The 20,984-nt window shown below is 67.7% G+C and carries 19 protein-coding genes; 18 read left to right on the top strand and 1 reads right to left on the bottom strand.

Going from position 1 to position 20,984, the window contains the following annotated elements; translation table 11 throughout:
* The first annotated feature begins 1 nt into the window (after nt 1).
* The 18 genes from rsmH to EL388_RS11695 all read left to right on the top strand — a co-directional run bounded on the left by rsmH (nt 2) and on the right by EL388_RS11695 (nt 18,601).
* Nucleotides 2–937 (top strand): 16S rRNA (cytosine(1402)-N(4))-methyltransferase RsmH, encoded by a 936-nt coding sequence (gene rsmH / locus EL388_RS11775; protein WP_126464104.1) that lies wholly within the window; start codon nt 2–4, stop codon nt 935–937.
* Nucleotides 925–1,203 carry a cell division protein FtsL gene (gene ftsL / locus EL388_RS11770; protein WP_126463598.1) on the top strand — a complete coding sequence of 93 codons (279 nt, stop codon included), beginning with the start codon at nt 925–927 and terminating at the stop codon, nt 1,201–1,203. Before rsmH ends, ftsL begins: the two co-directional genes overlap by 13 nt.
* Complete coding sequence (locus EL388_RS11765) at nt 1,200–2,933, top strand: peptidoglycan D,D-transpeptidase FtsI family protein (protein WP_126463597.1); 1,734 nt, start codon at nt 1,200–1,202, stop codon at nt 2,931–2,933. Before ftsL ends, EL388_RS11765 begins: the two co-directional genes overlap by 4 nt.
* On the top strand, nt 2,930–4,417 hold the full coding sequence (locus tag EL388_RS11760) for a UDP-N-acetylmuramoyl-L-alanyl-D-glutamate--2,6-diaminopimelate ligase (RefSeq protein WP_165919181.1): 1,488 nt from the start codon (nt 2,930–2,932) through the stop codon (nt 4,415–4,417). Before EL388_RS11765 ends, EL388_RS11760 begins: the two co-directional genes overlap by 4 nt.
* The gene (locus EL388_RS11755; RefSeq protein WP_126463596.1) at nt 4,404–5,774 is read left to right on the top strand and encodes a UDP-N-acetylmuramoyl-tripeptide--D-alanyl-D-alanine ligase; all 1,371 of its coding nucleotides are present in this window, start codon (nt 4,404–4,406) and stop codon (nt 5,772–5,774) included. Before EL388_RS11760 ends, EL388_RS11755 begins: the two co-directional genes overlap by 14 nt.
* Nucleotides 5,765–6,850, top strand: a complete 1,086-nt coding sequence (gene mraY / locus EL388_RS11750) for a phospho-N-acetylmuramoyl-pentapeptide-transferase (RefSeq protein ID WP_126463595.1) — start codon at nt 5,765–5,767, stop codon at nt 6,848–6,850. The genes EL388_RS11755 and mraY overlap by 10 nt, the downstream gene beginning before the upstream one ends.
* A 13-nt stretch (nt 6,851–6,863) precedes the next feature.
* Nucleotides 6,864–8,345, top strand: coding sequence for a UDP-N-acetylmuramoyl-L-alanine--D-glutamate ligase (murD, locus tag EL388_RS11745; RefSeq protein ID WP_126463594.1), 1,482 nt, complete (start codon nt 6,864–6,866; stop codon nt 8,343–8,345).
* Nucleotides 8,335–9,501 (top strand): putative lipid II flippase FtsW, encoded by a 1,167-nt coding sequence (gene ftsW / locus EL388_RS11740; protein WP_126463593.1) that lies wholly within the window; start codon nt 8,335–8,337, stop codon nt 9,499–9,501. Before murD ends, ftsW begins: the two co-directional genes overlap by 11 nt.
* Nucleotides 9,498–9,656 (top strand): hypothetical protein, encoded by a 159-nt coding sequence (locus EL388_RS13975; RefSeq protein WP_165919180.1) that lies wholly within the window; start codon nt 9,498–9,500, stop codon nt 9,654–9,656. Before ftsW ends, EL388_RS13975 begins: the two co-directional genes overlap by 4 nt.
* Nucleotides 9,653–10,726: an undecaprenyldiphospho-muramoylpentapeptide beta-N-acetylglucosaminyltransferase gene (murG, locus tag EL388_RS11735; protein WP_126463592.1), complete on the top strand. Its 1,074-nt coding sequence runs from the start codon at nt 9,653–9,655 to the stop codon at nt 10,724–10,726. Before EL388_RS13975 ends, murG begins: the two co-directional genes overlap by 4 nt.
* On the top strand, nt 10,723–12,120 hold the full coding sequence (gene murC / locus EL388_RS11730) for a UDP-N-acetylmuramate--L-alanine ligase (protein WP_126463591.1): 1,398 nt from the start codon (nt 10,723–10,725) through the stop codon (nt 12,118–12,120). The genes murG and murC overlap by 4 nt, the downstream gene beginning before the upstream one ends.
* On the top strand, nt 12,120–13,169 hold the full coding sequence (gene murB / locus EL388_RS11725) for a UDP-N-acetylmuramate dehydrogenase (protein WP_232019126.1): 1,050 nt from the start codon (nt 12,120–12,122) through the stop codon (nt 13,167–13,169). The genes murC and murB overlap by 1 nt, the downstream gene beginning before the upstream one ends.
* A gap of 119 nt (nt 13,170–13,288) precedes the next feature.
* Complete coding sequence (locus EL388_RS11720; protein WP_126463590.1) at nt 13,289–14,200, top strand: D-alanine--D-alanine ligase; 912 nt, start codon at nt 13,289–13,291, stop codon at nt 14,198–14,200.
* On the top strand, nt 14,190–14,906 hold the full coding sequence (locus EL388_RS11715) for a cell division protein FtsQ/DivIB (RefSeq protein ID WP_126463589.1): 717 nt from the start codon (nt 14,190–14,192) through the stop codon (nt 14,904–14,906). Before EL388_RS11720 ends, EL388_RS11715 begins: the two co-directional genes overlap by 11 nt.
* A 46-nt stretch (nt 14,907–14,952) precedes the next feature.
* Nucleotides 14,953–16,194, top strand: a complete 1,242-nt coding sequence (gene ftsA / locus EL388_RS11710; RefSeq protein ID WP_126463588.1) for a cell division protein FtsA — start codon at nt 14,953–14,955, stop codon at nt 16,192–16,194.
* An 84-nt stretch (nt 16,195–16,278) separates the two neighbouring features.
* Entirely contained in the window at nt 16,279–17,442 is a 1,164-nt protein-coding gene (gene ftsZ / locus EL388_RS11705; protein WP_126464101.1) for a cell division protein FtsZ, read from the top strand.
* Nucleotides 17,443–17,488: 46 nt separating this feature from the next.
* Entirely contained in the window at nt 17,489–18,403 is a 915-nt protein-coding gene (lpxC, locus tag EL388_RS11700; protein ID WP_126463587.1) for a UDP-3-O-acyl-N-acetylglucosamine deacetylase, read from the top strand.
* A 15-nt stretch (nt 18,404–18,418) separates the two neighbouring features.
* Nucleotides 18,419–18,601, top strand: a complete 183-nt coding sequence (locus EL388_RS11695; RefSeq protein WP_126463586.1) for a hypothetical protein — start codon at nt 18,419–18,421, stop codon at nt 18,599–18,601.
* Nucleotides 18,602–18,651: 50 nt separating this feature from the next.
* On the opposite strand, the gene EL388_RS11690 is transcribed toward EL388_RS11695, so the two are convergent.
* A complete protein-coding gene (locus EL388_RS11690) occupies nt 18,652–20,826 on the bottom strand; it encodes a type IV pilus secretin PilQ (protein ID WP_165919179.1) in 2,175 nt (724 codons plus the stop codon).
* Nucleotides 20,827–20,984 lie beyond the last annotated feature (158 nt).

Genomic DNA, 20,984 nt, shown 5'->3' with positions numbered 1-20,984 from the left:
GCTGGCCCATGTCCCGGTCCTGCTGGAAGAGACGTTGGCGGCATTGAACATCCGGCCGGAGGGCGTCTATGTCGACGCCACCTTCGGCCGCGGCGGTCACAGCCGGGCCATCCTGGGCCGCCTGGGGCCGCAGGGCCGGTTGCTGGCCATGGACCGCGATCCGCGGGCGGTGGCCGAAGGCGAGCGGATTCGGGATGGACGGTTCAGCATCGTCCACGCCCATTTCAGCCGGCTCCGGGCGACCGTGGCCGCGGCCGGGCTGAACGAGGTGGACGGGGTGCTGCTCGACATCGGCGTGTCCAGTCCGCAGATCGACGAGCCGGAGCGGGGCTTCAGCTTCCGTTTCGATGCGCCGCTCGACATGCGCATGGACACCAGCCAAGGCCAGACCGCCGCCGAGTGGTTGAACACGGCAACTGAAGAGGAGATCGCGCATGTCATCCGTGAATACGGCGAAGAGCGGTTTGCTAAGTCGGTTGCGCGGGCGATTGTTGCAGCGCGCGCAGAAGCGCCCATCGAGCGGACTGCTCAGCTGGCACGGATCGCGGCGTCGGCGGTGCGCACGCGCGAGCGTGGCCAGGATCCGGCGACGCGAACCTTTCAGGCTGTCCGGATTCACATTAACCGCGAGCTGGAGGAGCTGGCGCAGGCCCTCCCGCAAGGCGTCGAGGTGTTGCGCGCGGGCGGTCGCCTGGCGGTGATCAGTTTTCATTCCCTGGAGGATCGGATGGTCAAGCGGTTCATGCGGGCGGAGGCGAAGGGCGAAGAGCTCCCGCCCGAGATCCCCATGCCCGCCCACGCGATCAAGGCCGGCCGGCTGCGCCTGGTCGGACGCGCCATCCGCGCCTCCGAGACCGAGGTGGCGCGCAACCCGCGCGCCCGCAGCGCGGTGCTGCGGGTGGCGGAGCGAACGGCGGAGGCGGCATGCTCAGGCTGAACGCGCTGCTCGCCGTCCTCTTGGTGCTCTGCGCCCTCTTCGTCGTCACTGCGCGCCATCAGGCGCGCAAATCGTTTATTGAGCTGCAGGCCCAGCAGGAGAAGGCGCGCGGCCTCGATATCGAGTGGGGCCGGCTGCAACTGGAGCAGAGCACCTGGGCCATGCACGCCCGGATCGAGCAGGTCGCCCGCCAGCATTTGCAGATGGCGGTGCCCGAGCCCAAGCAGATTCACCGCCTGAATCTGATGCATGGGGGTGCGCAATGAGCCGCCGGGTCAACCCGCTGCTCCGGCTCGACCTGCAGCGCTGGCGCATGCGCCTGATGCTCGGCGTCCTGTTCGCCGGCTATGCCGCCCTGAGCGCACGCGCCATGTACCTCCAAGGCTGGCAGGACGACTTTCTGCAAGAGAAGGGCGAGGCGCGGATCAACCGCCTGCTGCCGGTGCCGGCCTATCGCGGCATGATCACCGACCGTCGCGGCGAGCCGCTCGCCATCAGCACCCCGGTCGAATCGGTCTGGCTCAATCCACGCGAGGCGGAGGCGACGCCGGAACAGATCGCTGCGCTGGCGGGTCTGCTCGAACTCGAAACCGCTGCGCTGAAGAAGATCTTCCAGGACAAGGGCAAGAGCTTCGTCTACCTGCGCCGGCAGCTGCCGCCGGATGTCGCCGCCTCGGTCTTGGCGTTGCAGATCAAGGGTCTATACAGCAAGCCGGAATATCGCCGCTACTATCCTTCCGGCGAGGTGGTCGCCCATGTCCTGGGCCTGACCTCGGTCGAGGACAAGGGCATCGAGGGCGCTGAGCTGGTCTACGAGAAGTGGCTTGCCGGCGAGCCTGGCCTGAAGCGGGTGGCACGCGACCGCCGCGGCAATGTGGTCGAGGTGCTGGAGTCGCTCAAGCTGCCGCGGCCGGGCCAGGACATCGCCCTGTCGATCAATCTGCAGATCCAGTATCTGGCCTACCGTGAGCTGGCGGCAGCGGTGCAGCAGAGCAAGGCACGGGCCGGCGCGGTGGTGGTGCTCGACGCCAAGACCGGCGAAATCCTCGCCCTGGCCAACCTGCCCAGCTACAACCCGAACAACCGCGCGACCATGACCACCGAGCGGGCGCGCAACCGCGCGGTGACCGATGCCTTCGAGCCGGGCTCGACCATGAAGCCCTTGCTGGTGGCCTCAGCCCTGGAGGCCGGCGTGGTGCGGCCGGAGACGCGGATCGACACCGGTGCCGGCTATCTGACCATCGGCGACAAGACCATCAAGGACGTACATCCTAAAGGCAATCTGACCGTGGCCGAGGCGATCCAGGTCTCGAGCAACGTCGCCACCGCAAAGATCGCCCTCGATATGCGCTCGGAGGACTACTGGCGTGTGCTCAATCGCGCCGGCTTCGGCGCGCCGCCCTATTCGGGCCTGCCCGGCGAGACCAGCGGCCGCCTGCGTCCCTACGACAGCTGGCGGCCGATCGAGAAGGCGACCATGGCCTTCGGTCACGGCATCTCGGTCAGCGTGCTGCAACTGGCACATGCCTATACCATCTTCGCCAACGACGGCTGGATGCCGCCGTTGACCATCACCCGCCGGCGCGAGGCGGCGGTCGGCCAGCGCATCGTGTCCGAGCGCACGGCGCGAGAAGTGCGCGACATGCTCGAACTGGTCACCCAGGACGGCGGCACCGCGCCCCAGGCCCGGGTGATCGGCTATCGCGTCGCCGGCAAGACCGGCACCGCGCACAAGCTGATCGGCGGCAGTTATGCGCCGGACAAGTACCTGGCCTCCTTCGTCGGCATGGCGCCGGCCTCCGACCCGCGCCTGGTCATCGCCGTCGTGGTCGACGAGCCGTCGGGCGGTGCCTATTACGGCGGCCAGATCGCCGGCCCGGTGTTCAGCCGGGTCATGGCCGGCGCCCTGCGTTTGATGGCGGTGCCGCCGGATGCGCCGATGGAGGCCTGGACCGGTCCCAGCGTGGTCGCCCCTGTCGTGGCGGAGGGCGTATGAGCGCGCACCAGTCCCTGATCCGCGAGATGCGTCAGGTGCAGCCGCCGCTCAAGCGGCTGACGGCCGACAGCCGCAAGGTGCGGGCGGGCGATGCCTTCCTCGCCTATGCCGGCGCCGCCCACGACGGCCGCCGTCACATCGCCGACGCGATTCAAGCCGGGGCCGGCGCCGTGCTCTGGGAGCCGGAAGGCTTCGCCTGGCAGGCCGAGTGGGCCGTGTTCAACCGGCCGGTGCCCGGGCTCAAGACCGAGGCGGCCGAGATCGCCGCCGAATGGTACGGCCACCCCTCCGAGTCGCTGTGGACCCTGGGCGTGACCGGCACCAACGGCAAGACCTCCTGCAGCCACTGGCTGGCCGAGGCGCTGACTGGCCTGGGCCGGCGTACCGCGATGATCGGCACCTTGGGCAACGGTTTCCCTTCCTGCGGGGACAAGCCCGGCAGCCTGGGCGAGACCGGTCATACCACGCCGGATGCCGTGACCCTGCAAGGCCTGTTCGCCGAGTTCCGCGAGGCCGGGGCTGTCGCGGTGGCGATGGAGGTCTCCTCGCACGCCCTCGACCAGGGCCGGGTCGCCGCCACACGGTTCGACGTCGCCATGCTGACCAATCTTTCGCGCGATCACCTCGACTACCACGGCGACATGGCGAGTTATGCCCACGCCAAGGCGAAGCTGTTCGACTGGCCCGGCCTCAAGTGGGCGGTGCTCAATGTGGAAGACGAATTGGGCCGGCGGCTCTACCGCGACCTCCAGGGCGGCCCGACCCGGGTGCTGGGCTACGGCCTGCGCAATGGCGAGGTGCGGGCGGAAAAACTCGCGCTCGACCGCAGTGGCATGCGCCTCGACGTGGTCACCCCCTGGGGTCGCGGCGAATTGAAAACCGCGCTGCTGGGCGAGTTCAACGCCTACAACCTGCTCGGTTGCCTGGCCGTGCTGCTGGCGAGCGAGGTCGAGCTCGATGCCGGACTTGCCGCCCTGGCCAAGGTCAAGCCCGTGGCCGGCCGCCTGCAACGGATCGAGGTCGAAAGCGCCGCCCCGACGGTGATCGTCGATTACGCCCACACCCCGGACGCCCTGCACAAGGTGCTCGATACACTCAAGCCCCTCGCCCGCGACGGCCGGCTGATCTGCGTGTTCGGCTGCGGCGGCGGCCGCGACAGGGGCAAGCGGCCGCAGATGGGCGGCATCGCCAGCAGCCTGGCCGACCGGGTGATCGTCACCAGCGACAACCCGCGGGGCGAAGACCCGGCCGCGATCATCGCCGAGATCCTGGCCGGCATGCCGCCGGGCCAGACCGCTGTGGTCGACCGACATGACGCCATCGCCCTGGCCATCGCCGAGGCGGACAGCCACGACATCGTGCTGATCGCCGGCAAGGGCCACGAGGATTATCAGGAGATCGCCGGTCGCCGGCTGCATTTCTCGGATGTGGAAGAGGCCGCGCGCGGCCTCGCAAAATGGAGGGCCGACCATGCGGCTGCATGAAGTGGCCCAGGCCTTGTCGGCCCAGGCCGTGGGCGAGGACGTCGAATTCACGACCGTCTCGACCGACACCCGCAATCTGCCGAAAGGCGCCCTGTTCGTCGCCCTGCGCGGCGAGCGCTTCGACGGCCACAGCTTCGCCGCCAAGGCGCTGGCGGCCGGGGCGGCGGCGGTGATGATCGATGCCGATGCGAAGCTGGATGTGGCACCGGCCATCGTGGTGCCGGATACCCGCCTGGCCCTGGGCCGGCTGGCCGCCTGGCACCGCAGCCGGCAGCCGGCCCGCGTGGTCGCCATCACCGGCAGCAACGGCAAGACCACGGTCAAGGAAATGACCGCGGCCATCCTGCGCGCCCATGCCATCGAAACCGGCGCGGGCGCGGATGCGGTGCTGGCGACCGAGGGCAATCTCAACAACGACATCGGCGTGCCGCTGATGCTGCTGCGCCTGGCTCCGGTCCACCGCTACGCCGTGATCGAGATGGGCATGAACCACCCGGGTGAGCTCACTTACCTCTCCGGCCTGGCGCGGCCCGACGCCGCCCTGGTCAACAACGCCCAACGCGCTCACCTGGAAGGGCTGCAGACGGTGGAGGCGGTGGCCCGGGCCAAGGGCGAGATCTTCTCCGGGCTGCCGGATGGCGGCATCGCCCTGATCAATGCCGACGACCCCCATGCCGCCTTGTGGCGCGAGATGAACAGCGGCCGGCGCATCGTCAGCTTCGGCCTGACAGAGGGCGCCGATGTCCGGGCCGAGCATCGGCCCCTGGCCTTCGGCGCCGAACTCACCCTGCACACCCCGGCGGGCACGGTGCAGTGCGAACTGCATGCGCCCGGCCTGCACAATGTGCGCAACGCCGCCGCCGCCACCGCGGCGGCCCTGGCCCTTGGCGCCTCGCCCGCTGCCGTGGCCAAGGGCCTGGGCGGCTACGCCGGGGTCAAGGGCCGTCTGCAGCGCAAGGAGTGCCTGCTCGGCGCCCATCTCATCGACGACACCTACAACGCCAACCCGGATTCGGTCTCGGCCGCGATCCAGGTGCTGGCGGGCCTGCCGGGCAAACGCATCCTGGTCCTGGGCGACATGGGCGAGCTGGGTCCGGGCGCAGCCGACTTGCACCGCGAGATCGGCGAGAAGGCGAGGGCGGCCGGCATCGACCGGCTGTTCTGCCTGGGCGAATTGTCGATCCATGCCGCCCAGGGTTTCGGTGCCGGCGCCATGCATTTCGAACGCATCGAGGAAATGCTGGCGGAGATCGAGAACGCGCTGGCGCCCGGCGTCACGGTCCTGGTCAAAGGTTCGCGCTTCATGCAGATGGAGCGCGTCGTGCAATCATTTTCGGAGGCGCACCAATGCTCCTGATGCTCGCGCAGTGGCTCGGTCACGACATCCGGGCCTTCAACGTCTTCAGCTACATCACGCTGCGGGCGGTGCTGGCCGTGCTCACGGCCCTGGTCATCTCCTTCGTCATCGGCCCGGCCATGATCCGCAAGCTGACCCAGTATAAGATCGGCCAGGCCGTGCGCGACGACGGCCCCCAGACCCACCTGGTCAAGGCCGGTACCCCGACCATGGGCGGCGCGCTGATCCTGAGCTCCATGGTCATCACCACTTTGCTCTGGGCCGATCTTTCCAACCAGTACATCTGGATCGCCCTGATCACCCTGGTCGGCTTCGGCGCCATCGGCTGGGTCGACGACTGGCGCAAGGTGGTGCAGCGCAATCCCAAGGGCCTGCCGGCGCGCTGGAAATATTTCTGGCAGTCGGTGATCGCCGCCTTCGTTGCCGCCTGGCTGGCCTATTCCGCCCATCTGCCGGCCCAGACCGCGCTGATCGTGCCCTTCTTCAAGGAAGTGGTCATGCCGCTCGGCGTGGCCGGCTTCGTCCTGCTCACCTATTTCGTCATCGTCGGCACCAGCAATGCGGTGAATCTGACCGACGGCGCCGACGGCCTGGCCATCATGCCCACCGTGATGGTGGCGGGCGCGCTGGCGGTGTTCGCCTATGTCGCGGGCCACGCCGTGTTCGCCAAATATCTCGGCCTGCCGCACATCCCGGGTGCCGGCGAACTGGTGGTGTTCTGCAGCGCCATGGTCGGCGCCGGCATGGCCTTCCTCTGGTTCAACGCCTATCCGGCCGAGGTGTTCATGGGCGACGTCGGCGCCCTGGCCCTGGGCGCGGCGCTCGGCGTGGTCGCGGTCATCGTCCGCCAGGAGATCGTGCTGTTCATCATGGGCGGCGTCTTCGTGGTCGAGACCATCTCGGTGATGCTCCAGGTCGGCTCCTACAAGCTGCGCGGCAAACGCATCTTCCTCATGGCGCCGCTGCACCACCACTACGAACTCAAGGGCTGGAAGGAGAACCAGGTCGTGGTCCGGTTCTGGATCATCGCCTGGATGCTGGTGTTGATCGGCCTTTCCACCCTGAAGCTGCGGTGAGAGAAGGAAAACGATGCACGCGAAGCTGAACCTCGAAGGACGCAAGGCCCTGGTCGTCGGACTCGGCGACACCGGCCTGTCCTGTGTGCGCTGGCTGCTCAGCCAGGGCGCCGAGGTGCGCGCGACCGACAGTCGGGAAGCGCCGCCGCATGCCGAGCGGCTGCGCGAGGCGCAGCCGGGCGTGGCGGTGACCCTGGCCGGTTTCCGGCAGGTCGATTTCGACTGGGCCGACCTCATCGTGGTCAGTCCCGGCGTGGCCGTGGCGACGCCCGAGATTCAGGCGGCGGCGAAGGCCGGCAAGGACATCGTCGGCGACGTCGAGCTGTTCGCCCGGGCGGTGCAAGGCAGCCGTCCCGAAGGGACACCGCGTCCCCCTTTTATCCTCGCGGAGCGGGGGCTCCCGCAAGCGGGAGAGGGCAGGGGTGAGGGAAATCGCGGGCCTGGCCCGAAGGTGATCGCCATCACCGGCTCCAACGGCAAGAGCACGGTGACCAGCCTGGTCGGCCACCTGTGCCAAGCGGCCGGGCTCAAGACCGTGGTCGCCGGCAACATCGGCCTGCCCGTGCTCGATGCCCTGACAGAGCAAGGCGACGCCCGGCCCGACGTCTATGTCCTGGAGTTGTCCAGCTTCCAACTGGAGACCACGAGCAGCCTCGCGCCGGACGCCGCCACCGTGCTCAATCTGTCGGAAGACCACATGGACCGCTACGCCGGCATGGCCGATTACGCCGCGGCCAAGGCGCGCATCTTCGCCGGCGCCGGCGCGCAGGTGCTCAACCGCGACGATGCGCTGGTGCTGGCCATGCGCCTGCCGGGCCGCACCATCTACAGCTTCGGCCTGGGCGAGCCGGTCGCGGCGGGCGAATGGGGCCTGATCCGGCAGGATGGGCGCTACTGGCTGGCCGAACATGGCCGCAGCCTGATGCCGGTCGACGAGTTGCCGATCGCCGGCCTGCACAACGCGGCCAACGCCCTGGCGGCGCTGGCGCTGTGCCGGGCCGTCGGCATCGACGATGCCCCGCTGCTGGCCGGCCTCAAGACCTTCAAGGGCCTGCCGCACCGGGTGGAGGCTGTGGCCACGATCAAGGGTGTGACCTTCTACGACGACTCCAAGGGCACCAATGTCGGTGCCACCGTGGCGGCGCTGCTGGGCATGACCTGCCCGGTGGTGCTGATCGCCGGCGGCGATGGCAAGGGCCAGGATTTCTCGCCGCTGAAGGATGCGGTGAAGAACGCGCGGGCCGTGGTGCAGATCGGCCGCGACGGCCCGCGGATCGCGGCCGCCATCGCCGGTACGGTGCCGGTGCAGCGGGCCGAGAGCCTGGAGGCCGCGGTGCGCCAAGGCTTCACCTTGGCCCGGCCGGGCGATGCCGTGCTCTTGTCGCCGGCCTGCGCCAGCTTCGACATGTTCCGCAATTACGTGCACCGGGCCGAGGTCTTCATCCAGGCGGTGCAGGCGCTCAAGACCGAAGAGGAGGGCGTCCATGTTCTATAAGGCGACCCAGCCCAAGCGTACCCTGCTCGAGCCCTACGACTGGGGCCTGCTCTGGGCCGTGTTCGCCCTGTTGGCCCTGGGCCTGGTCATGGTCTATTCGGCCTCGATCGCGGTGGCCGAGGCCAAGAGCGTCAATCACCAGGGCGAGTTCTACCTCATCCGCCACGCCATGTATCTGGTGGTCGGCCTAGCCGCCGGCTATGCCGTGTTCCAGGTGCCGACCAACCTCTGGCAGAAGGCGGCGCCCTGGCTGTTCATCGTCGGCGCCGCCTGCCTGGTCGCGGTGCTGGTGCCCTTCCTCGGCAAAGAGGTGAACGGTAGCCGGCGCTGGATCCCCTTGGGGCCGCTGGGCAATTTCCAGCCCTCGGAGCTGGTCAAGCTGTTCGCCGTGCTCTACGCCGCCGACTACACCGTGCGCAAGGCGGCGCTGATGGACAACTTGAAGAAGGGCTTCATGCCCATGTTCTTCGTCATGCTCGGCGTCGGCGGCCTCTTGCTGATGGAACCCGACTTCGGCGCCTTCGTGGTGATCGTCGCCATCGCGCTCGGCATCCTCTTCCTCGGCGGCCTCAACTGGCGCTTGTTCGCCGGCCTGATCCTGATGCTGGGCGTGGGCTTCGTTCTGATGATCTGGCTGTCGCCCTATCGCTTGCAGCGAGTGATCGGCTTCATGGACCCCTGGGCCGATCCGCTGGGCAAGGGCTATCAGCTGTCGCATTCCCTGATCGCCTTCGGCCGCGGCGAGCTGACCGGCGTCGGCCTGGGCGACAGCGTCGAGAAGTTGTTCTACCTGCCCGAGGCCTACACCGATTTCCTGCTGGCGGTGATCGCCGAGGAACTCGGCTTCATTGGGGTGATGGCGGTGGTCGGCCTGTTCGCCTGGGTGACCTGGCGTGCCTTCTCGGTCGGCTGGCAGGCCGCGCTGATGGGCCGCAACTACGCCGCCCTGGTCGCCCAGGGCATCGGCGTTTGGCTCGGGGTGCAGGGCTTCATCAACATGGGCGTCAACATGGGTCTGCTGCCGACCAAGGGCCTGACCCTGCCGCTGATGAGCTACGGCGGTTCCGGCATCGTCGCCAACTGCATGGCCTTGGCGATCCTGATCCGGGTCGATTATGAAAACAGGCAGCTCATGAGGGGGAAGAAGGCCTTATGAGCAACATCAGATTGCACATCGCTGCGATGCACAAAGGGCTGCCTGTTTCGGTGAAGGCTAATGCCTGCGTTGCAGGCGTTAAGCCCGCGTTCGCGGGCGGCCGGGACCAGAATAGGCAATTGATGCGCGGCAAGGGCGCGGGGGCGGTGCGATGAGCGCACGGACCGTCCTGATCATGGCCGGCGGCACCGGCGGTCACATCATGCCCGCCCTGGCCGTGGCCGAGCGCCTGCGCGGCGAAGGTTGGCGCGTGGTCTGGCTCGGCACCCGGGCCGGCATGGAGGCCCGACTGGTGCCCGAGCGCGGCTTCGCGATCGAATGGCTGAACTTCGGCGGCGTGCGCGGCAAGGGGCCGCTGCGCCTGGTGCTGCTGCCGCTGCAGATGCTGATCGCCTTCTGGCAGGCGCTGCGCGCCCTCTTCCGGGTACGACCCGACGTGGTGGCGGGCTTCGGCGGTTATCCCGCCTTCCCCGGCGGCATGATGGCGGTGCTGCTGGCCAGGCCGCTCGTCATCCACGAACAGAATGCCATCGCCGGCATGACCAACCGGGTGCTGGCGAAGCTGGCCGACCGCGTGCTGCTCGGCCTGCCACTCAAGACACCGCTGGCCGGCAACGCGCTTTGGGTCGGCAACCCGGTGCGGCCCGAGATCGCTGTGCTGCCAGCGCCGGAGGCGCGTTATGCCGAGCATCAGGGGCCACTGCGCCTCTTGGTGGTGGGCGGCAGTCTGGGCGCGGCGGCGTTGAACGACACGGTGCCCAAGGCCCTGGCCCTGCTGCCGGCGGCGCAGCGGCCCGTGGTGCGGCATCAGGCCGGCGCCAAGCACATCGAGCAGTTGCAGGCGAACTATGCTGCAGCCGGTGTGGCCGCCGAGTGCCTGGCCTTCATCGACGACATGGCGGCGGCCTATGGCTGGGCCGATCTGGTGATCTGCCGGGCCGGCGCCCTGACCGTGGCCGAGGTGGCCGCCGCCGGCGTCGCCGCCGCCTTCGTGCCCTTCCCGCATGCGGTGGACGACCACCAGAGCGCGAACGCGCGCTTTTTGTCCGAGCGCGAAGCGGCCTGGCTGTTGCCGCAAAAGGAATTGACCCCGGCGGGCCTGGCGCAGTGGCTCGGTGGCCTCGATCGCGCCGCGCTGCAGGCCCGGGCGATCAAGGCGCGCGCGCTGGCCAAACCCGATGCCACCGAACGCGTGGCCGATGTCTGCAAGGAGCTGGCGGCATGAAGCACAAGGTCCGGCACGTCCATTTCGTTGGCATCGGCGGTGCCGGCATGAGCGGTATCGCCGAGGTGTTGCTCAATCTTGGCTACACCGTTTCCGGCAGCGACCTCTCCGACAGCGCGGCGACCCGCCGCCTGGCCGAGATGGGGGCCAAGGTCTACCGTGGCCACGATGCGGCGAACATCCAGGGTGCCAATGTCCTGGTCACTTCCAGCGCCGTGAAGGAGGACAACCCCGAGGTGCGGGCGGCGCGGGCGGCGCATGTGCCGATCGTGGCGCGGGCGATGATGCTGGCCGAGCTGATGCGCTTCAAACAGGGCATCGCGGTGGCCGGCACCCATGGCAAGACCACCACCACCAGCCTCATCGCCAGCGTGCTGACCGAGGCCGGCTGCGACCCCACCTTCGTCATCGGCGGCAAGCTGCTCGCCGCCGGGGCCAATGCCAAGCTGGGCCAGGGCGAATACCTGGTGGCCGAGGCCGACGAGTCGGACGCCTCCTTCCTGCTGCTCAATCCGGTGCTGGCCATCGTCACCAACATCGACGCCGACCACATGGACACCTACGGCCACGACTTCGAGCGGCTGAAGGATGCCTTCGTCGATTTCCTGCATCGCCTGCCGTTCTGGGGCATGGCGGTGCTCTGCGCCGACGACCCGGTGGTGCGCGAACTGCTGCCGCGCATCACCAAGCCGGTGATGACCTACGGCACCACCGACGACTGCGGCATCCAGGCCGTGAACATCCGGGCCGGGGCCGGGCAGATGCATTTCACCGCCCTGCGCAACGGCGAGCGTGCGCCGATCGAGGTGACGCTCAACATCCCCGGCCGCCACAACGTGCTCAACGCCCTGGCCGCCATCGCCGTGGCCTGGGAACTCAACCTGCCGGATGCCGCGGTGCAGAAGGCGCTGGCCAATTTCTCCGGGGTCGGCCGCCGGTTCCAGCGCCATGGCGAGGTCCGCCTGACCGATGGCCGTCGTTTCACCCTGGTCGACGACTACGGCCATCACCCGGTGGAGATGGCGGCCACGCTCGAAGCGGCGCGTGGTGCCTTCCCGGGGCGGCGCCTGGTGCTGGTGTTCCAGCCCCACCGCTACACCCGCACGCGCGACCTGTTCGAGGACTTCGTGCGCGTCCTGTCCCAGGCCGACGCGCTGCTGCTGACCGAGGTCTACGCCGCCGGCGAGGCGCCCATCGTCGCCGCCGACGGCCGCAGCCTGGCGCGCGCGGTGCGCGTGGCGGGCAAGGTGGAGCCGGTATTCGTCGCCGACGTGGGCGAACTGCCGCAGGCCGTGGCCGATTTCGTCAAGGACGGCGACGTGGTGCTGACCATGGGCGCCGGCTCGATCGGACAAGTGCCAACCAAACTCGCGGCGATGGGGGAAGGCCGATGATGGCGGCCCTGAAACGCTTGATGCATCTGCGCGGCGAGCTGCTGGAGGAGGTGTCCATGGCGCGCCATGTGAGCTGGCGCGCCGGCGGCCTGGTCGAGCGTTTCTATACCCCGGTCGATGTCGACGACCTGAGCCTGTTCCTGCAAGGCCTACCCAAAGACGAGCCGCTCTATTTTATCGGCCTGGGCAGCAACCTGCTGGTGCGCGACGGCGGCCTGCGTGGCACCGTGGTCCACCTGCATGCCGCGCTCAAAGATATCCATTTCGAGGCCTGCCATGCGCGCAACGGTTGCAGCGAGGAGGATGCCGCGACACACGGCGTGGTCTATGCCCAGGCCGGCGTGGCCAGCCCCAAGGTGGCACGCTTCGCCGCCAATCACGATCTGGTCGGCGCCGAGTTCCTGGCCGGCATCCCCGGCACCCTGGGCGGCGCCCTGGCGATGAACGCCGGCTGCTATGGCCATGAGACTTGGCAATACGTGAGCCTGGTGCAGACCATAGACCGCGATGGCGAGATGCATTTGCGTGCGCCGAACGAATTCGAGGTGGGGTATCGGCATGTGGAGTTTGCGCCGGCCCTCTCTCCTATCCCCACCCCAACCCTCCCCGCGAGCGGGGAGGGGGCATTCTCCTCCCCCACAAGTGGGGGAGGTCGGGAGGGAGAGCGCCTGCGGCGCGTTGGGTTCGACGAATGGTTCCTCGCCGCCTGGCTGCGCCTGCCCAAAGGCGACGGTGCGGCATCGCGCGAGCAGATCAAGCAACTCCTGGCCAAGCGCATCGCCAGTCAGCCCCTAAACCTGCCCAATGCCGGCTCGGTGTTCCGCAACCCACCGGGCGACTATGCCGCGCGCCTGATCGAGAGCTGCGGCCTCAAGGGGCGCCAGATCGGCCAGGCCCAGGTGTCGGAGAAACATGCCAACTTCATCGTCAACCTCGGCGGCGCCAGTGCGAGCGACATCGAGGCCCTGATCGAGTTGGTGCAACAGACCGTGGAAACGCAGACCGGGGTACGGCTGCAACCTGAAGTGAGGATTATCGGTGACCAGTAAGTTCGTAAAAGTAGGTGTCCTGCTCGGCGGGGCAGCCCGGACTCGGTGTCCGCGGAGCGGGCCGGTGCGGGGAGGGCTGCCGGCGGCTGCCAAGGGAGACATCGGTATGGAGGTATCGCATGCCTAATTTCGGAAAGGTTGGTGTGCTGATGGGCGGCCGCTCGGCCGAGCGCGAGGTATCGCTCAAAAGCGGCGGCGCGGTGCTGGCCGCGCTCAAGCGCCAGGGTGTCGACGCCCATGGTTTCGATCCGGCCGAGCATACCCTGGCCGAGTTGGAGGCGGCCGGTTTCGACCGGGTGATGATCAGCCTGCACGGTCGCGGCGGCGAGGACGGCAGCATGCAAGGCGCGCTGGCGCTGATGGGCATCCCTTACACCGGCAGCGGCATCGAGGCCAGCGCCTTGGGCATGGACAAATGGCGGACCAAGCTGGTCTGGCAGGCCGCCGGCCTGCCGGTGCCCGACTATGCCCTGCTCACCGCCGACAGCGATTTCGCCGCCATGGAGAAACGGCTCGGCCTGCCGCTGTTCGTCAAGCCGGCCAACGAGGGCTCCAGCGTCGGCGTGACCAAGGTGAAGCAGGCCGGCGGTCTGCGCGCCGCCTATGAGGCGGCGGCCAGGCACGATCCCCTGGTGCTGGCCGAGCGCTTCATGAGCGGCGGCGAATACACCTGCGCCATCCTCGGCGATACCGCGCTGCCGGTGGTGAAGATCGAGCCGGCCACCGAGTTCTACGACTACGAGGCCAAGTACTTCCGCGACGACACGAAGTATCTCTGCCCCTGCGGCCTGCCGGTCGAGCAGGAGAAGGCGATGCAGGATCTGGCCCGCCAAGCCTTCGCCGTGCTCGGCTGCCGCGGCTGGGGCCGGGTCGACATCCTGCTCGACGCCGGCGGCACGCCCTATCTGCTCGAGATCAACACCTCGCCCGGCATGACCGACCACAGTCTGGTGCCCATGGCGGCGCGCGCCGCCGGCATCGGCTTCGACGAACTTTGTCTGCGCATCCTGGAGTTGGCCGATGTGGAATAAGCCCGAGCTGCTCACCCGCCTGGCCAACTGGCTGATGCTGGTGACGCTGCTCTATGCCCTGCTGGTGACGGTGCGTCACTACGCCGACGGCAGCCTGCCGATCCGCCGGGTCGATGTCCTCGGCGCCAACCACGCCGAGACCCGGCAGGCGGCCCGGACCGCCCTGCAAGGCCTGCAGGGCGGTTTCTTCAGCGTGAACCTGGAACAGGTGCGCCAGGGCTACGAGGCCCTGCCCTGGGTGAAGAGCGCCCTGGTGCGCAAGGTCTGGCCCGACCGTCTGGTGGTGGAGCTGACCGAGCACGTGCCGGCCGCGGCCTGGAATGCCCAGGCCATGCTGGATGTTCACGGCGAGGTGTTTCCGGTGCGGCCCTACGCCGGTCTGCCGCGCATCTATGCGCCGGACGCCATGGCCCTGGAGGTGGCGCATCGCTACGGCGAGTTCGCCCGTCTGCTTGCGCCGATGAATCTGAAGATCGACAGCGTGCAGGTCAGCGCCCGCCATGCCTGGCGCCTGCGCCTGGCCAACGGCCTGGTCGTCGAGCTGGGTCGCGAGCGGTTGAGCGAGCGGATGCGGCGCTTCGTCGCGACCTACTCCCTGGTCGAGGCGAAGGCGGGAAGGCTGGCCTATGTCGATCTGCGTTATCCGAACGGCCTTGCCGTCCGGCAGGAGGCCCATGCTGGCCAGGCCGACGCGGGCAAGGCATGAACGAGGACGATGGAGCAATGAGCGAAGTGACAGCGGAGCAGCAAGCATGAGCAAGATGCGTGGAGAGAACCGGGACCTGATCGTCGGCCTCGATATCGGCACCTCCAAGATCGTGGCCATGGTGGCCGAGGTGCTGCCGGAGGGCGGCATCAACATCGTCGGCATGGGCTCGGCCCCGTCGCGCGGCCTGAAGAAAGGCGTGGTGGTCAACATCGAGGGCACGGTCAGCGCCATCCAGCGCGCGCTGGAGGATGCCGAGCTGATGGCCAACTGCAAGATCAACCAGGTCTACACCGGCATCGCCGGCAGCCATATTCGCTCGCTCAACTCGCATGGCATGGTGCCGATCCGCGATCGCGAGGTGACCGCGCTGGACATGGAGCGGGTGGTGGAGACCGCGCGGGCGGTGAACATCTCGACCGACCAGCAGATCCTGCACGTGCTGCCGCAGGAGTACATCATCGACGGCCAGGAAGGCGTGCGCGAGCCGCTGGGCATGAGCGGGGTACGCCTGGAGGTGAAGGTGCACATCGTCACCGGCGCGGTCTCGGCGGCGCAGAACATCGTCAAGTGCGTGCGCCGCTGCGGCCTGGAGGTGCACGACCTGATCCTGCAGCCGCTGGCCTCTTCCCTTGCCGTGCTTAACGAGGACGAGAAGGACCTCGGCGTCTGCCTGGTCGACATCGGCGGCGGCACCACCGACATCGCGGTGTTCACCCGCGGCGCCATCCAGCACACCGCGGTGATCCCGGTCGCCGGCGACCAGATCACCAACGACATCGCCATGACCCTGCGCACGCCGACCCGCGAGGCGGAGGACCTCAAGATCCAGCACGGCATCGCCCTGCGCCAGTTGGCGGACGCCCGGGAAATGATCGAGGTGCCCGGCATCGGCGAGCGCGGTCCGCGCATGCTGTCGAAACAGATGCTGTCCGAGGTGATCGAGCCACGTGTCGAGGAACTGTACAGCCTGGTCCAGGCCGAGCTGCGCCGCAGCGGCTTCGAGGAACAGGTGTCGTCCGGCCTGGTGCTGACCGGCGGCTCCAGCCAGATGCGGGGCATGGTCGAGCTGGCCGAGGAGGTGTTCCACATGCCGGTGCGGGTGGGTATGCCCGACTACGTCGGCGGCCTGTCCGAGCGGGTGCGCAATCCGGCCTATGCCACCGGCATCGGCCTGCTGCTTGCCGGCCTGGAGCAATACGAACTGCACCAGGCGGCCAAGATCCAGAGCGGTTCGTTCAAGCACGTGATGGACAGGATGAGTTCATGGTTCAAGAGCAATTTTTGAGCCGGTTGGAAATGGGGCCGCTGCGATTAGGCGGCGGGTTTGAAGAGTTTGTTTCTTTGCGCGCGTAACAAGGAGGAAGAGATGCTGTACGAATTGGAAGACATGCAAACCCAGGAGGCCGTGATCAAGGTGATCGGCGTCGGTGGCTGCGGCGGCAACGCGGTCGACCACATGATCGGTCGCGGCATGACCGGCGTGGAGTTTCTCGCCATCAACACCGATGCCCAGGCGCTCAAGCGCAACCTGGCGCCGATGCAGCTGCAGATCGGCGGCAACGTGACCAAGGGTCTGGGCGCCGGCGCCAAGCCCGAGGTCGGGCGCGAGGCGGCGCTGGAGGATCGCGAACGCATCGCCGAGCTGATCGACGGTGCCGACATGCTGTTCATCACCGCCGGCATGGGCGGCGGCACCGGCACCGGCGCCGCCCCCGTGGTGGCCGAGGTGGCCAAGGAGCTGGGCATCCTCACCGTGGCCGTGGTGACCAAGCCCTTCGTGTTCGAGGGCAAGCGCATGCGGGTGGCCGAAAACGGCCTCAAGGCGCTGTCGGAATATGTCGACTCGCTGATCATCATCCCCAACGACAAGCTGCGCCTGGTGCTGGGCGGCAACATGAAGCTGCAGGAGGCCTTCATGGCCGCCAACGATGTGCTGCACAGCGCGGTCGGCGGCATCGCCGAGATCATCGCCAACCCGGGCATGATCAACGTCGACTTCGCCGACGTGCGCACGGTGATGAGCGAGATGGGTATGGCCATGATGGGTTCGGCCGCGGCCAGCGGCGAGGGCCGCGCCCGCCTGGCGGCCGAGCAGGCGGTGAACAGCCCGCTGTTGGAGAACGTCGACCTCAAGGGCGCCCGCGGCGTGCTGGTCAACATCACCGCCAACGACAGCCTGACCCTGGACGAGTACTACGAGGTGATGAGCACCATCCAGGGCTTCACCGCGGACGAGGCCACGGTCATCGTCGGCACCGCCTTCGACGAGGCCATGGGCGACAGCCTGCGGGTGACCATGGTCGCCACCGGCCTGGGCAACCCGGTCACCGGCCGCCAGAGCAAGCCGCAGATGACCGTGCTCCAGGGCACCGGCACCGACGGCCTGCCGCCGCGCAGCGCCTACGAGAGCGACCCCGAGGCGCCGGCCATCTGGCGCAGCCGGCGCAGCAATGCGGCGGCGCTGGACGCGGCCCAGGAACAGGGCATCGACACCCTGGACATCCCGGCCTTTCTGCGCAAGCAGGCGGATTGAGCAGGAAATTGCTGCCCTAAGTGATTGAAAAAGTTAGAATAGCTGCATGATCAAGCAGCGCAGCATCAAGACTCTCGTACGCGCCACCGGCGTCGGGCTCCACAGCGGACGCAAGGCTCAACTGACCTTGCGCCCGGCACCGCCCGATGCCGGTATTCTTTTTCGCCGCGTCGACCTGGATGTGCCCGTCGATTTTCGCATCGACCCGCATCTGGTGACCGACACCCGGCTCTGCACCGCCGTGGAAAAGAATGGCGTCAAGATCGCCACCGTGGAACACCTGATGTCCGCCCTGGCCGGCCTGGGCATCGACAATCTCTATATCGACCTGGATGGCCCGGAAGTGCCCATCCTGGACGGCTCCGCCGCCCCCTTCGTCTATCTGGTGCAGTCCGCCGGCATCGAGGAACAGAACGCCCCGCGCCGCTATATCCGGATCAAGCGCCCGGTGCGGGTGGAGGACGGCGACAAGTGGGCGGAGCTGACCCCGCACGAGGGCTTCAAGCTCACCTTCAAGATCGACTTCGATCATCCCGTGTTCAAGCAGTCGGGGCAGGAGATCTGCATCGACTTCGCCAGCCAGTCCTACGTCAAGGAAATCAGCCGCGCCCGCACCTTCGGCTTCATGCAGGACGTCGAGTACCTGCGCAGCCACAACCTGGCGCTGGGCGGCTCGCTCGATAATGCCGTGGTGATGGACGAGTTCCGCGTGCTCAACGCCGACGGCCTCAGATACGCCGACGAGTTCGTCAAACACAAGGTGCTCGACGCCATCGGCGACCTCTACCTGTCCGGCCACCTCATCATCGGCGCCTTCGCCGCCTACAAGTCGGGCCACGGCCTGAACAACCAGCTGCTGTGCAAACTGCTCGACGATGCCGAGGCCTGGGAATGGGCCAGCTTCGTCGACGACGAGACCACCCCGGCGGCCCTGAGCCGCCTGCACGCCCTGCCGGTCTAATAAGGCAATCCGCCCGTGTTTGGCCTGCGCCTCTTCCTGATCGGCTTCGGCATCCTCCTGGTCGTCCTGCTGCTGGGCTATGCCCTCAACCGCGACCGCCGTTGGCTGAACTATGCCGGCCTCACCGCCAAGCTGGCGCTCGCCCTGTTCCTGATCCTGGGCCTGCTTTACCTGGCCCGCCGCCTGATCGCATTCTGATGACAAACAAAAACGGCGCCCACAGGCGCCGTGAGGTGAAACGACCCACCTTATTGGATGTTGGCCAGATTCTCCGGCAATACCCGGGGCGTGATGAACAGCATCAGTTCGTTCTTCTCGTCCCGTCTGGTGTTGTTCTTGAACAGGTGACCCAGCACTGGGATGTCGCCTAGCAGCGGCACTTTGTTGGTGTCGTCGCGTAGGGTCTGCTCGAAGATGCCGCCCAGGATGGCGGTCTCGCCGTTCCTGACTCGGACCTGGGTTTTCACCCGCTTGGTGTCGATCCGCAGGCCGGCTGTGGTGACCTCGCCCGGGGCGTCCTTGGTGATCTCGACGTCGAGGATGATGTCGTCGTTGTTCAAGATCTGCGGATTGACCAGCAGACAGAGCACTGCGTTCTGGAAGGAGGTCTGAGTGCCGGACTGGCTCACGGTGGCATAGGGGATCTGCTGGCCCTGCAGGATGACGGCCGGCTTCTGGTTCTGGGTGATCACCCGTGGGCTGGAGATGATCTTGCCCCGCTTGTCCTGCTCCATGGCCTGCAGTTCGAGGTTGAGGATCAGGTTGCTGGCCGGGTTGAGCAGGCTGATGCCGATGCCGGCGTTTTGCGAGACGCCGGTGATGCCGCCGGCAGGCAGGTCGATGTTGTTGGAGACCGTGCCGGAGGGGACGGTCGTGCCGATCAGGGATTGGCCGGTACTGGAGGTGTTGCCCAGGCCGAACTGGGTGGCGCCGATGTTGCCGGCGGTCTGCAGGCCGAGCTTGGCGCCGAGCACCCGGCCGAAACTGTCGTCGGCCACCACGACACGGCCCTCGATCAAAATCTGCTTGGCCGGGATGTCGACCCGGGCCAGGAGGTCGCGCGCCTCCTTGATCTTGCTCGGCACGTCTTGGATGAACAGGGAATTGGTTTTGAGATCGAAGGAGGTGGTGCCGCGCTTGGACAGGATGCGCTGGCCGGTGCCAGCCGCGGCTGCCGCCGGGGCGGCCGTCGTGGCACTGACACCCACGGCACCGGTGCTGCAGCTGACCGCCTGGCCACCGGCCGCGGCGCTGAGCGACTGGCCGTTGAGGATGGCCTGGGCCTCGTCGGCGCGCAGATAGTTCAGGCGGATGACCTCCGACTGCAATTCTTCCAGATCGAAGATCGCCTGCTTGGCTTCGAGATCACGTCGCTCCAACTGGGCGATCTCGTCCGAGGGCGCCACCCAGAGCACGTTGTTGCTGATGACCTTGCGGCTCAGGCCGCGGGTGGCCAGGATGATGTCCAGGGCCTGATCCCAAGGCACTTCCTTCAAGCGCAGCGAGGTGGTGCCGGTGACGCGGTCGCTGGTGACGATGTTCTGGCCGGTGAAGTCGGCGATGACCTTGAGCAGGTCCTTGATCTCGACATTCTGGAAGTCGAGCGAGATGCGCTCGCCGGTGTACTGGCCGGCCTTGCCGCTGGCCGAGAAATCGGTCTGCTGCGGGCTGACCTCGATGACGAACTGGTTGCCGGTCTGGTAGGCCGAGTGGCTGACCTTGGCCGAGGGGGTCAGCACCAGCCGGGTGCGGCTGTCGAGCGGATAGGCCTCGACGGTCTGCACCGCGGTGGCAAAGTCGGAGACGTCGAGCCGGCGCTTGAGCGCGGCCGGCAGTTCGGTGTTGAGGAAATCGACCTGGATGGCCCGGCCCTGCTGTTTGATGTCGATGCCAATGCCGGGCCCGGACAGGGTGACGGTCAGCTTGCCCTCGCCGGACTTGCCGCGGCGAAAATCGATGTCACGCACGCTGTGGCTGGGGGCGGGGCTGCTGGCGGCGAAGCGGGTGGCGGCATCGGCATTGGCGCCGCCGCGCAGGGTGACCAGCAGGTAGTTGCGGTCGGTCCTCAATTCATATTCGGCTGCGGTCTTGAGGTTGACCACCAGGCGGGTGCGCTCGCCGGATTGCAGGACCTGCACGCTCTGGACATTGCCCTTGTCGACCGCCTCGGTATAGCGGCCGAGGGCATTGACCGTATCGGGCAGGTCGATGATCAGCCGGTTGGGGTTGCTGGTGGTGAAGGCGGCCGGAGTGGTAGTGATGCTGTCCTTGAAGGCCGCCTTGAGCACCTGGCTGTCGTCCTGGCCGGCTGTGAGCCTGACGCTCTCCAGGGTGTTTCCGGGCTCCGCCCAGGCAGGCAGGGCCAGCCACAGGAGGCAGGCGGCCAGCCATCCGATCCGTTTGTTCCGCACGCTGTGGTTCATGGTGTGCCTCTCTTCTTGGCGTGAAACACGCGGAGCGTGTCCGCGTCGCCCTCTCGCGCAAGCGGGAGAGGGCAGGGGTGAGGGGGCGATCAGGGCGATACGCCATGATCGTTTGCTCGATGCGCCTGTGGGCATGGGGGTCGCGCTCGTTCGATCTG

Origin of the sequence: Sulfuritortus calidifontis (assembly GCF_003967275.1) — a bacterium.
GTDB classification, from domain to species: Bacteria; Pseudomonadota; Gammaproteobacteria; order Burkholderiales; family Thiobacillaceae; genus Sulfuritortus; species Sulfuritortus calidifontis.
The sequence above is the reverse complement of the archived record's forward strand: the minus strand, read 5'-3'. Positions and strand labels throughout refer to the sequence as shown.

What these genes read in the sequence shown, in the direction of transcription:
- ftsA (WP_126463588.1), top strand. Translation starts at nt 14,953, where the DNA reads ATGAGCAAGATGCGTGGAGAGAACCGGGACCTGATCGTCGGCCTCGAT.
- EL388_RS11690 (WP_165919179.1), bottom strand. Translation starts at nt 20,826, where the DNA reads ATGAACCACAGCGTGCGGAACAAACGGATCGGATGGCTGGCCGCCTGC.
- EL388_RS11720 (WP_126463590.1), top strand. Translation starts at nt 13,289, where the DNA reads ATGCCTAATTTCGGAAAGGTTGGTGTGCTGATGGGCGGCCGCTCGGCC.
- murC (WP_126463591.1), top strand. Translation starts at nt 10,723, where the DNA reads ATGAAGCACAAGGTCCGGCACGTCCATTTCGTTGGCATCGGCGGTGCC.
- ftsL (WP_126463598.1), top strand. Translation starts at nt 925, where the DNA reads ATGCTCAGGCTGAACGCGCTGCTCGCCGTCCTCTTGGTGCTCTGCGCC.
- murB (WP_232019126.1), top strand. Translation starts at nt 12,120, where the DNA reads ATGGCGGCCCTGAAACGCTTGATGCATCTGCGCGGCGAGCTGCTGGAG.
- ftsW (WP_126463593.1), top strand. Translation starts at nt 8,335, where the DNA reads ATGTTCTATAAGGCGACCCAGCCCAAGCGTACCCTGCTCGAGCCCTAC.
- murD (WP_126463594.1), top strand. Translation starts at nt 6,864, where the DNA reads ATGCACGCGAAGCTGAACCTCGAAGGACGCAAGGCCCTGGTCGTCGGA.
- EL388_RS11715 (WP_126463589.1), top strand. Translation starts at nt 14,190, where the DNA reads ATGTGGAATAAGCCCGAGCTGCTCACCCGCCTGGCCAACTGGCTGATG.
- EL388_RS11765 (WP_126463597.1), top strand. Translation starts at nt 1,200, where the DNA reads ATGAGCCGCCGGGTCAACCCGCTGCTCCGGCTCGACCTGCAGCGCTGG.
- EL388_RS11760 (WP_165919181.1), top strand. Translation starts at nt 2,930, where the DNA reads ATGAGCGCGCACCAGTCCCTGATCCGCGAGATGCGTCAGGTGCAGCCG.
- murG (WP_126463592.1), top strand. Translation starts at nt 9,653, where the DNA reads ATGAGCGCACGGACCGTCCTGATCATGGCCGGCGGCACCGGCGGTCAC.
- EL388_RS13975 (WP_165919180.1), top strand. Translation starts at nt 9,498, where the DNA reads ATGAGCAACATCAGATTGCACATCGCTGCGATGCACAAAGGGCTGCCT.
- EL388_RS11755 (WP_126463596.1), top strand. Translation starts at nt 4,404, where the DNA reads ATGCGGCTGCATGAAGTGGCCCAGGCCTTGTCGGCCCAGGCCGTGGGC.
- mraY (WP_126463595.1), top strand. Translation starts at nt 5,765, where the DNA reads ATGCTCCTGATGCTCGCGCAGTGGCTCGGTCACGACATCCGGGCCTTC.
- lpxC (WP_126463587.1), top strand. Translation starts at nt 17,489, where the DNA reads ATGATCAAGCAGCGCAGCATCAAGACTCTCGTACGCGCCACCGGCGTC.